This is a genomic window from Pseudomonas sp. KCJK9000 (genome assembly GCF_046230725.1).
GTDB lineage: Bacteria > Pseudomonadota > Gammaproteobacteria > Pseudomonadales > Pseudomonadaceae > Aquipseudomonas > Aquipseudomonas promysalinigenes.
Window position 1 is genome coordinate 1 of the sequence record NZ_JBJJLN010000086.1, and the last position, 10,889, is coordinate 10,889.

General features: G+C 52.5%; 10 protein-coding genes and 1 pseudogene. 8 read left to right on the plus strand and 3 right to left on the minus strand.

Annotated elements, in window-relative coordinates; all coding sequences use genetic code 11:
* Positions 1-310 precede the first annotated feature (310 nt).
* From ACK59H_RS21775 to ACK59H_RS21795, 5 genes are all read left to right on the plus strand, one after another.
* Positions 311-1,465, plus strand: a complete 1,155-nt coding sequence (locus tag ACK59H_RS21775; protein WP_060477704.1) for an ATP-binding protein — start codon at positions 311-313, stop codon at positions 1,463-1,465.
* A 766-nt stretch (positions 1,466-2,231) separates the two neighbouring features.
* A complete protein-coding gene (locus ACK59H_RS21780; RefSeq protein ID WP_409264906.1) occupies positions 2,232-3,509 on the plus strand; it encodes a DUF5623 domain-containing protein in 1,278 nt (425 codons plus the stop codon).
* 338 nt (positions 3,510-3,847) lie between these two features.
* Positions 3,848-4,759: a hypothetical protein gene (locus ACK59H_RS21785; protein WP_060477702.1), complete on the plus strand. Its 912-nt coding sequence runs from the start codon at positions 3,848-3,850 to the stop codon at positions 4,757-4,759.
* Between the two features lie 284 nt (positions 4,760-5,043).
* Positions 5,044-6,096, plus strand: a complete 1,053-nt coding sequence (locus ACK59H_RS21790) for a hypothetical protein (RefSeq protein ID WP_230849741.1) — start codon at positions 5,044-5,046, stop codon at positions 6,094-6,096.
* A 250-nt stretch (positions 6,097-6,346) separates the two neighbouring features.
* Positions 6,347-7,084 carry a hypothetical protein gene (locus ACK59H_RS21795; protein WP_409264907.1) on the plus strand — a complete coding sequence of 246 codons (738 nt, stop codon included), beginning with the start codon at positions 6,347-6,349 and terminating at the stop codon, positions 7,082-7,084.
* A gap of 41 nt (positions 7,085-7,125) precedes the next feature.
* Here ACK59H_RS21795 and ACK59H_RS21800 read toward each other — a convergent pair whose 3' ends face one another.
* Positions 7,126-7,488 (minus strand): hypothetical protein, encoded by a 363-nt coding sequence (locus ACK59H_RS21800; RefSeq protein WP_081016624.1) that lies wholly within the window; start codon positions 7,486-7,488, stop codon positions 7,126-7,128.
* 269 nt (positions 7,489-7,757) lie between these two features.
* Here ACK59H_RS21800 and ACK59H_RS21805 point away from each other — a divergent pair, with 269 nt between their 5' ends.
* The gene (locus tag ACK59H_RS21805) at positions 7,758-7,967 is read left to right on the plus strand and encodes a hypothetical protein (RefSeq protein ID WP_060477700.1); all 210 of its coding nucleotides are present in this window, start codon (positions 7,758-7,760) and stop codon (positions 7,965-7,967) included.
* 147 nt (positions 7,968-8,114) lie between these two features.
* Here the strand turns inward: ACK59H_RS21805 and ACK59H_RS21810 are convergent, their stop codons facing one another.
* Entirely contained in the window at positions 8,115-8,834 is a 720-nt protein-coding gene (locus ACK59H_RS21810; protein WP_060477699.1) for a hypothetical protein, read from the minus strand.
* A gap of 274 nt (positions 8,835-9,108) precedes the next feature.
* Here ACK59H_RS21810 and ACK59H_RS21815 point away from each other — a divergent pair.
* Positions 9,109-9,318, plus strand: a pseudogene (locus ACK59H_RS21815) (hypothetical protein).
* 206 nt (positions 9,319-9,524) lie between these two features.
* On the opposite strand, the gene ACK59H_RS21820 reads toward ACK59H_RS21815, so the two are convergent.
* Complete coding sequence (locus ACK59H_RS21820; protein ID WP_060477698.1) at positions 9,525-9,857, minus strand: hypothetical protein; 333 nt, start codon at positions 9,855-9,857, stop codon at positions 9,525-9,527.
* Between the two features lie 580 nt (positions 9,858-10,437).
* On the opposite strand from ACK59H_RS21820, the gene ACK59H_RS21825 reads away from it, so the two are divergent.
* The coding region (locus ACK59H_RS21825) for a DUF6875 domain-containing protein (RefSeq protein WP_409264908.1) at positions 10,438-10,889 on the plus strand (452 nt) is incomplete at its 3' end.

Consider the following 10,889-nt stretch of genomic DNA (forward strand, 5'->3'; position numbering starts at 1 on the left):
GGTGCTAGTGGTAGATCAGATTGCGCAAATTTAAATCATACTTTATTTAATGCCAACTAGAGACATGCCAGAAGTGATTATTCCTTCCTAATAGCACAAAAAACTGAAGCCTGAGCTTGAATCTACCCACACTGGTGGATGGCTGAATAGATGGCGAAGAAAGGCCCTTCATCATTGCGCCGCTGCTTCGGGGGGGCATCAGTCTCTAGTCTGAGACCAAAAAATTCCCATACTCTGCTCACGCCACCTACCGCTAAGGTTGTCATCATGCTCAAATCAGGCTCATACCAAATCAAGGTGTGGGGCTTCCATGATCGACCTGCTGAACGTTCTGCGCTACAAGAGTGAGAGCACCGATATTGACTTCAAGTCCGCCCAGTACCGCTTCAATGGCGGCACTGAGGCTGATAAATCAGAGCTACTCAAGGACATCCTCGCGATCGCGAACTCCTGGCGTGATGGCATAGGCTATATCCTTTTGGGATTTAAGGATCAGCGTCCGCACCCCGCTGAAGTCGTCGGCATACAAGACAGCATTGATGACTCCCGGATACAGCAGTTCGTGAACAGCAAGGTGAAACCGAAGCTGACGTTCAGCTACGAGGAACACCTGTATGAAGGTAAGACCGTAGGTATCATCATCATTCCTAAGCAGAAGCGTCCGTTTTACCTCACAAGCCCTTACGGCAAGCTCAAGAGCAATGTGGTGTATGTCCGTCGAGGCAGCAGCACTGACGAAGCGGAGCCGGTTGAGGTCATCGCGATGGGGAATGAAGATAGCGGGCGTGGCGATCTGAAAATCGAACTGTCCCTACTTACTCCCGAGAACGAGAAGCTTCCGAATAGCTTCACTCGCACCTACTTGCATTTCACTGAAGAATTTCCAGACTTCGAGAGGAAGCGGGAGCCCCGTGGCCCCTTTGATTTTTCGTTCGATCTCGATAGAGACAACAGTGATTTTTGGCGAGAGTACGGCGATTTCTCATACGTCAACCACGCTCGTATCGTGTTGCGATTTGTGTTGACCAATCGATCTAGCGTGCAGCTGTCCAACGCCAAGCTTGAGGTCACCGTGGAAGATGTCGACTCTCAAGGTGTTCAAATGATCGCTGAGAGGGATCTGCCTGATGAGCCAAAGGCTACGAGTAACATTGCCGACACATTGCCTCTAGACACGATACGCGTAAAAACAGAAGCGAACCTTGAGATAGATGAAAGCGGTGTAACCCCGGTATGCCACATTCGTATCGGATCTATCTTACCCGGAGAGCAGGGCAGATCAGAGCTGCTTGCAATTCTCCCGCATGCCCCAGGGAAATTGCGCCTTCACCTGCGTGTTCTAGGGCGCGAGCTGGCTACTCCGATCGTAGAAGATCACGTGATAGAGGCAACCGGCGAGGTTCTCTCGCTCGACTTCGAGGGCTACAAAAGCTTCGTCATTGGAGAGAGAGCCGAGTGCAGCTGAGGAGGTGAAAGGCTGTGCTTCGATTGGCAAGGCCGTCCTCACTAAGTCTTGATTTTGGCCTGATCAAGGCGAGGCTTTCTGGCTAATGGGTCAGCCTAGAGACGTGGATGCAATGCGCCAAGATTGTCGCATGGATGACATTAAGTGTAAAAAATGCGACATTTTTATTTTTTTTGGAACATCCCCCTCTTGAAATTTTTTTTGCCAAACGGAGTTTATTATTTGTAAGCAAAACCGAAGCAGTGGTCGCTGGCCAACCGCATCCGTGAGCTAGGATGTGCTGCCTGCTTCTGCTAATTCTCCGTCCCTCGACTCACTGGATTTTTCTCTTCTGGAGCAATTTCTCTACAGATTTGAGCTCCGGTGCTGCTGCTGGCTGCGCTTCATTCCTGCCAAGGCAAAAACATTTCGCTTTATCCGGCCAAAGGCCGGCTAGCCTTTCCGAACCAAAAATCGAGCTGCCAGTGGTCTCGAAGCCGTTCTGCGGGATGTCAGGTATCCTTGACCTTAGACTTGGTCTAAAGCTGTGAAAGCCAAGTCGAGGCAACAGCGTTTGCTGGCTTGCCGCTCATGGTCGGAAGGGGGGCTTGTGCTTTTGATGGCAGATTGCTAGATTTCGGGTTGCGCAGGGTAGGCGCATCACACCCGTCATTGAAAGCTGGCAACGGCACTACCTGTTTGTTATCTCATGCACTAGGCCATGTTAATTTCCAGGCCCTGTAGTGACGTAGACGGGTGGCGTTGCGGAAAGGGTGGAGAAATCGACATGAGCGTCATACCTGCAGTACCTCCGTCTACCCTCGTCGGTATCAAGCGTGATGCTAAACGCATCAAAGATGACAATCCCGATCTCGCTCACTTCGCTGCCTTAAATCTGTCCGCTAGGCGTTCAGGCTTTGAGAGCTTTCAGCACGCACGGAAATTACTGAAGGCTGGAGCGAGGGCACCTTTGCTGTTCAGCATCTATCTGTCGGCCTATTGGCGCGACTCCTCGACAAAACCAAGCTCAAGTGGTCTCGAAGTACTTGAGGTCAAGCTCCCAAAGCCGCTGCTGGAGTTCTTGAGCAAACGTCAGTGTAGCTACGCGCAGGGATTGAAGGGGTTCTTCGTCGAGTGCTCAGATCATCTCGAGATGAAGAGCAACGCTGATAGCCAGGCGCGAGCTCGTGAGCTGCTGAGGCGTGCGGCATTGTCGCTGCAATTCATGGAGGCGACGGGGCTTGGGCCGGCTTCTACCAAGGCTCAGGTCGCTGTGGTTGAACCTGCAACAGATCTGCCTTCGTCAGATCACATCTCAAGATGGATTTGCTCTGAAACAGGCAGTTGGCTGATGCTTGATGAGCCTTATGACCATGTGACAAAGGCTGAAGAGCAAGAGCGCCGGGATGCCTGGGTTCAGGGCAAAGGTTTCGTTTGGGCAAAACCATCTTGGCAAGGTTTGTACAATCCAGGCCATGCGCTGCCATTTTTCGTGACCAGCGATGTTGGTTTGCTTAACCGTACCATCAGCGCTGTCGGAAAACTTGCTGAGCAGTCCGATGCCTGGGGTTACCGTTCGGAGCCATTCAACACTCAGTATGTGAGCCCCGCTAGGCAGCAATCTGGGAAGAGGCGCAAACCTCGTCTAGGCACCACATATGTGTACAGCAAGAACGCTATTGAGTACCAATGGAAGGAGGGTTGGGCCTCACGTTGGCGCCCTGACCAGCAAATGCCTTTGGCAGATCACAAGGAAATGGGAAGGACATTGAAGGGCCTGTACGCTTCGCCAACGCCTATCAGAGCCCACTCACAGCTCCTGAAAATCCAGTCCGAGCTAGAAGACTGGATGTTTGCTGAGTATCGGGGAGAGAACAGGCGAGAAGTGGATGTGGACGTTTACTACGGCGGCCACGAAATTCCAGAATTTTCAACCCGTACTGAGATGCTGGCTGCAGTGGATCACGTTCGCTCGATCATGGTTGGCACCTATCCGGATTCGAAGCCATTGAGAGATCTGCTCAAAAAATTGGACTCAGCTCGCGGGATAATTGCCAAGGGCTAAAAGTAGAACGGACTCAGAAACCGGCACGCGAGTGCCGGCTTTCTTTTCCGGCTTGTTCAACCTGCAAGCCGAAACGCGGCGAGCGCATAGACATTTTGAGTATCACGTTTTTGCCTGTCCATTCGTAGTAGCGCGCTGGGAGAAGGGGACGCTAGAGCGGAGCGAATCGCTGCGCTGGTGGCCCAGGCTTGGGTTATCAGTGAGCTCGGTCAATAACACTGCGCTCACACGAACCCAGCAACCTGTGCAGGGGCGGTTATGTAGTAAAAATCAAAATACGTAGGCCGCAAAAATTGCGGCCAAACGACCATATCCAGTCAATACCAATGGGCACCAACATGTCAGAGCAAGATGTCATTGATGAAGCAACTAGACTACGCAACCAGCGCATAGCTGAAGACCTAGCTCAGGCTATTCATCAGCACGCTCCTCACATACGAGAGACACTCGAAACATTTGGCAAGTGGGTCTCTGATGCCTATTCAAAGCTAGCCCCAGCGATCAAGTGGGTCGCCTCCGTAGATTGGAAGCATGTGCAGGAGCGCTTCGAAAGTTTCCCGGAAGCCTCGAGCCAGGCCATGAAAGTAGCGTCTCGAGAGGGATGGTTCTTCAACTGGCAAGGCGGATTTCAGGATGTTATGGAGCTGACCGAGCGTATCCGGGATGCGGAGAGCGCTAGCGACATCGACAGAATCCTGATGGCTTACTACAACGATTATTGGGATTACTATGCCGAGCTGATAGCAGAAAAATACCCTGCTCGAAAAGCTGCTATCCACGCTGCCATTGACGCGCACAGGAATTTTTCGCCGGCTGGCTACTCGTTGAGCATCCCAGTGTTCTTGGCGCAGGCCGACGGCATTTTTTCCGAAGTCACTGGCATTCCGTCAGCGATGGACAAGGTACGGGGTCAAAATATCATCAAGGGAAGCCAGTGGCTGAGTGAGCAGATTGGTGCAGATGTAGAGGCCATTGGTTGCCTGCTTCCTATCCTGGAACTACACGAGCTGGACATCTTAAAAAGCCAACGAGCCCGTGAAGCAAAAGCCCAGGAGTCCGGCAGGTTTTTTGATGCTTTGAACCGCCACCAGGTCATGCACGGAGAGGTGTCTGACTACGGTACCGAGATCAACAGTGTGAAGGCTTTCTCATTCCTCCTCTTCGTAGCACTGCATGTGCCAGAAATACTGGCCGAAGCAAAGCGGCGATCAGATGAACAACCGGAGGCTCAAGATGATGAAAATGCATGAATAGCCCAATCCCTTCAAAGGGCAAGCAGGCGAGCCCAGAAACGTGCTCCTTTACTGCGATCTCTTGCTTTTAGCTAAGGAGGTCGCAGCGCTTAACCTCTCGTTGAGGAGCTGCTTCTCAGAGGTTGGTACCCGGTTATCAGAGGTGTTTTCATTTACTTTATTGAGCGCTTGAGCGGCAGTAGGCATAGTCGTGAGCCGGCCGTTCGGTATTGCGCGTTAAGGTGGAGATTTAGCAGGAAGGTCTCGCCTGGATGCTGATGGATTTGGAGTGGAGGCACAGGATGCTTGGGCACGAATCACTGCCAGCGTACGACGGTCGAGCGACCGTCTACCTCGATCAAAATATTCTCGACTTGGCTGCCAAGCAGCGAGATCCAGACTTTTTCACGAGACTTGCTGAAGCCTATCAAGTCGTCTATTCAGACGACACGCTACGTGAAATCAAGCGCAGTGGTAGGCCAGAGGGATTTCTAGAGGTGCTGTGCTCTCTCCGAGCCATGCATTTCAAATACGCGCTCGACGATAGCTTTCAGCCTACGGGACGATTGCTGATCTGCTCGCTGTCTCCACTACAAGCTTATCAAAGCTACTTGACAGTGGAGCCTGTCTACGAAGCATTGCTGGCTTCAGCTCACCAAACGACACTGAAAATGTACGGAGGTCGTAAGGAAAGTAGCTTTGAGGAGATCTCTGCAGAGCAAGTCGATTCCTTCGGAAACCTCATGAAGCATCTCTCGGATCAGATGGTTGAGCTCGGTGATGGTTACCAGGAACTGACTGAAGCAGCAGCGAAGTGCATTGATCAGTTGCAGAAGCAATACGTGATTGCTGCCGATGTGTCGTCCAGAGAAATGTCGAAGCACTTCAACAGCGGCGAAGGGGTGTCAGGAATCCAAAGCTATCGAGAAGCGGTAGGTACCGGGCCCAAGCAGCTCAACAACATTGAGCCTCCAAATGTGATTCAGAAAATCTGGGCGCTGTATAAAGACCTTGATGGCTACCAAGGTATGGGGTTCTCGATTGAGAATTTCCTAGGGATCTCCAGGCATCCCGTTTACGGGCGTGATATGCACCAGCACGAGCAGGTGACCAGCATCTACAACGTACTCAATGTCATCGGCTACAGGCCGGATAGCCGACTTGATCGGGAGCAGCGACATGTCGCGGCAATTAGCGATGCTGCTCATGCTTCCATAGCCTCGCATTGCGATGTCCTGCTCAGCGGTGACACTGCATTTGTGAGCAAGGTGCGGGCGATCTACGAGTATCTACAGATCCCTGCACAGATAGGACTCATAACGGTGGAGGATGGGCGAATTGTTGTCGATGTGTAGGAGTCTCGTTCTGGAAAACTGTCGGATCGGTACCACGAGGCTAAGTTGACGTAGGCAAAAAAACACATGCTCAGAGGCGGGATCGATCCTGTACAAAATTTTGCCCTTGGAACCTCAGCCCCAAGCTCGAACTGATCGTGGGCACCTTTTTATCCGGAGTGCTCTAGATTAGCGTTGTGGTCGTTGCGTTCAGCTGAGCATTTCGATAAGAAAACGAGTTTGATGCCATAACACAAGGATTGCTGTTGGTATGACTTTGATTAACGTTCCTCTCGAGCAGCAGCTCGCTATCAGCGCTGTTGATGTGAAAGCGCTTCACGTAGCAGTAGACAAATGTCTTCATGAGCAACGCTCTACACCGATTCATGAGCTTGGCCTCAGAGAGTGCGGATCACAAATTGGTCGTGCGCTTGACGCATTTCATCTTGCTATCGACGCGCACAGTCGGGCGAAAACATCTGCCAAATGGGAGCAGACCAAGGCAGGCGCGATGAAAGCTGGAAGTGATCTGGTGCACGTCGTTTGTCACATGAAGGGGCGAATCGAGACCGAGCAGAAAGAGGCGCTACTTTTTTTCATCGATGATCAGATCAGACCGCCTCTCTTCCCGAGCAAGCGACTATCGGTCAGCATCCCATTTGGCTGGCGGCAGTCTACGAGCTCAGACTGGAAACACGGGCAAATCGCTTTCGACTACGATTATGACCCTCGCCCGGACTTCTCAGCCTTGCTGTCAGAGCGAAAGTCCAGTGCGTCCAAAGCAGCGAGGGAGCGAGAAAACACTCTGTATAGAGAGTGGGATCGTTTGAAGATGCAGGCTCTGCTGGCTGTACGTGAGTTCTTCCGGAACGGGGGAGATGGTGACTCAGTCCCTGAGGTTTTCTCTATCCGTCCGAATCCACATGGCGGAGGCCTGAACAACAACAGCTGCAGGTTTTGGCAACAAGCGCGGTCAAGCTCCTGCGATCCATGCGGGGCATCGGATTAAGCTTCCCTCTCTAGGGGGGGCGGAAAGATGAAAGCAGCTGGTTACTTCAGCCCGAGCTCAGTCAGCGCCTTGACTCCATCGGCGTCTGCGACACGAGCGATCTCAGACGGTGTCCAAACTGCAACCTCACGATTGAAGATTTCGCTCGATTTGAACGGCAACGTCACAACTGCGTCGAGCATGCCGACGGATGGATTTTGATAGCGATCAAAGTCATCTAGCTGCAGAAAATAGCAGGCGGCGTATTCGGAAAAGACCAGCTTAGCTGATGCGCGGAGGTGCAGATGCTCGCGGAGCAACTCAAGGGCAAAGCCCGCCCCCCGTACTGCTTCAACAGCGATAATCAGGCGATTCGGGCACAACGGCAGGTCATGCGGAGCTGCTTCTCCAGGTAGTTCACTCATGGCTGATGCGCACCGCGACTAATCTCGTTCACCTGGCTCATGATTGCCCTTGTCCCTTCCGTATGATCTGTCTATCGAATGAGCAATCACGTGCTCCCTCGCGGCCTAAAGGGTACACGGATTTCCGATACATCGCCTATCCCCGAAGGGGCTAGGGGGCGCGACAGGGTTGAGCATCATTGCGCTTTCAGTGCGCGCCTGCGATGACCTTTGGATGAGCGGGGTGTACCGTAATAGGTTCGACTGACTAACACGCCAAAAGCCTGGGAATGAAGAGAACACTGCTGGGCATGGCGGAAGCAGGTGTGCCTCTACTGACGCAAGCGTTGGAGGCCATCAGGGCGTACAACGAGGCGACGGCCCAGGGCCGACCCGAGGCTGAGCTCGAGCGCCTTCGCATCGAGGCAGATCACCTATTCCAGACCGTAGTGGACTATCAACTGCACAAAGCCGGTACCTTGGGTGAGTCGACTCATTAGTGAGCTCGATCCTGTGAGGGCGCGCCAAGATTCGGGATCTAGCTGCCGGGGCGACTGGCGCCGAAGGTTGCAATTGAACACATTCGGCGCCCCCAGAAGAACCTGTAGGAGACTGAGTTGGCTTTAACTTCAGCTCGCCAGAGGGCTCTAATCGCAGGCGAAAACGTCCCAGTAATTTACCCAGTAATATTCCTGCCTGAAGCCGCCGGGCCTGAGTCCTGGAGCGTTGATCACTGAAGCGCTCTCTACGAACACTTTGATCTTATCGCCGGCAATCTGCTCAACCGTGCCTTGGTAGCGAATGCTTCCTTGATCTTGGCAAACGCGATCACCCACAGCTTTCGTCTTGTTCATAGCCAAACGTAGGAGCTCTTGGCGCTCTCTAGCTGCTTTCTCCTGCGCCTGACGGATCATCTGTGCACGTTGCTCAGAGGAGACATAGCCCCAGTCGAACACCGTTTGATCAAATGAGGCGTCTCCTGGGAAGCGTCGCTCTAAAACCAGCAGATTCGCACCTCTGGCTGAAAACGCAAAAGTCAGCAGGTTCTGGGATTTGGAATGGCAGACAAAGCCCTCACTGTTTGTAAATAGTGCTTCGTTTCCAGCTTTGTAAGGAATGGCGTAGCCACGGGTACTTGTACAATATCGCTCTAGGTCTATCGCAATGTCGTTGCGAGCGGCCTTGTCAAAAACCGTTGCTGCGATACCCAACCCGGGGGGATAAAACTGCACATCGGTCTGCGGGGAAGCTGCTTTTATGATCTCACTCGCAGCCTTCTCTGGTGAAAGGTCTGCATACGGGTTAGTGAGTGAACACCCTGCCACAGCGCTGATCACTATCCCGAAAAGTCCATTTTTTAGCTTCAAAACAAGTCCTTAGTCGATTGCAGTGGCTTTTGGCCATGTTAACGCGTTCTTGGTAAGTCATCTAGGATCGTCGGGCTCGCTTCGCAAAGCCACCACGGCATTCATCGGTACACCGTCATAGGTGCGACCACGATCGAAGGTAGTGGGTACGTTGAGGTTGATACGAGTCGCTAGACTGGTACCCAGATGATCCACGAGATTCGAGCGTTGGAGGCAGCGGGCTATAGTCACCGACACTGATCTACCCAGATACAAAGGCATTGGAGTAACCGCAATGGTGAAGGATCTCACTACCGTTTTGCCTCCTGACCATCCGATGTATATCGATGCCGTGGAGGCTATGAAACGGTATCACCAAGCGCAAGCCGACGGTGTCAGCGAGGCGCAGGTCGAGCGCCTGCGGCTTTTGGCTTAGCATAGATTTCAGGCCGTTACTGACTACCAGCTGCACGCATTTGGTGGCCCAACTGAGAACAGCCATTAGCTGCGAAATACCATGCCACTTGGCCCTGGGGCACCGCTTGGAAGGGCAGGCGTTCTAGCGGCATAGAGTCACTTTGGAGGGCAAAAAAGTGAGAGATCGTGGGCGGAGCGCGCCGGCGTGACGGATGGAAGCCCGAAGGGCCGAGACGTCGCAAGGCGATGGCTCGGTTCAAGACAGCCGGGCCAGTAGGACACGCCCTCAACGCTCTACAAAGCTTTCAACATGCGCTGCAGGCTCTGATGCTCCCAAGTCGATAACAGAGCAATAGGATCTGCCCGATCCCCTGAATAGAAACCCCAGCACTTTCCCTCCGGGCTCACACACCGCTCGCAGTAGTCCAGCTCATCACAGTCGTTGTAGATCGTGATTCGCCATCCCTCAACATTGATCTCGAAATGGCAGGCGTACACCTGCTCCCAGGTCTGGCTGCCTACCTTGGTCATTGCCCGCCGTCCGAGCACCACTTCTCGCAACACCTGACAGACCTCTCGAGCCGTCAGTGTGGTTGAGGAGGTGCCACTGCAGTCGTCTAGAGTCATACGCATCTTCCCTCGGTCATCCGGTCGAGGGTATTAGCTTTCGCATAGAGGAGTGACGTCATGACTTCAATCGACGAAAGCTTGGATGACGATCGCATCATCAAAAGGGCCCTCTTGCGTATCAAAACCATTGGCTTAGCTAAGGGCGTAGGCCACCGCCACTGGGGCCTAGAGCATGATCGGCAGGCTCCCTTTTTCCCTGGCACCAGAAGCATGTATCAGGTGTGCTAGCTAGCTTGAGAGTTGTCTCAACTGGCTTACTCCAATTTCAACGGCGCCAGGGGTTGATTAGTTGTAACAAGATGAGTAAGGTGGGAATGACTATCACATGCATGTGATAGCGATTATCAATAAGGAGCTGTACATGGAATCGAACTTCTCCACTCCGCTGTCTGAGGCTTTTACCAAGAAACGGCAGGGTGCCACGTTTGAAGATGCTCGGCCTAAAAGCTTGCTTAAGAAGCTGATTCTCAAGGCCGCTGCCGACTGTATGCTACCGACTGCCCATCACCCCTGCAGCTGGAACTGGTAAGTGAAGTATGCCCTCCTTCATAGGGGGGCATCTTGTAAGGGAATACTCATGAATCAAACTTGGCGCATCGGGGACTTAGTTCCTGAAAATTCTCCTGCCTTCGTAAAAAGCTGCTATGAGGGTGTACTACCCTACCTCACTGATTTTTTAACTGCACAGCATCCACATCGAAACGGTGTAATGTGCCCATTCATGCCCAAAGCGCTAGGCTCTAAAAATGTTCACTTCACTTATTTTAAAAGTAGTGGCACGGATCCGCAGCTCCAAGAGCTAATAGCAGCGTGCGTGGACTATTACAAAAATCGTGAGGATGCTACTTATGGGGCCCTTGTAATCTTACTCGAAGAAAACTTCGATATGCATCGATTGCTAAGGGCGCACATCGACGCGAAGCACAATTGCATAAAGAACGAGTTAATGCTAGGCGCGTTATACAAAGACAGTCAGGCGCCTAGCTTGCACTCACAAGAATATTTTCCGCTCAGAACACCTACTCCAAT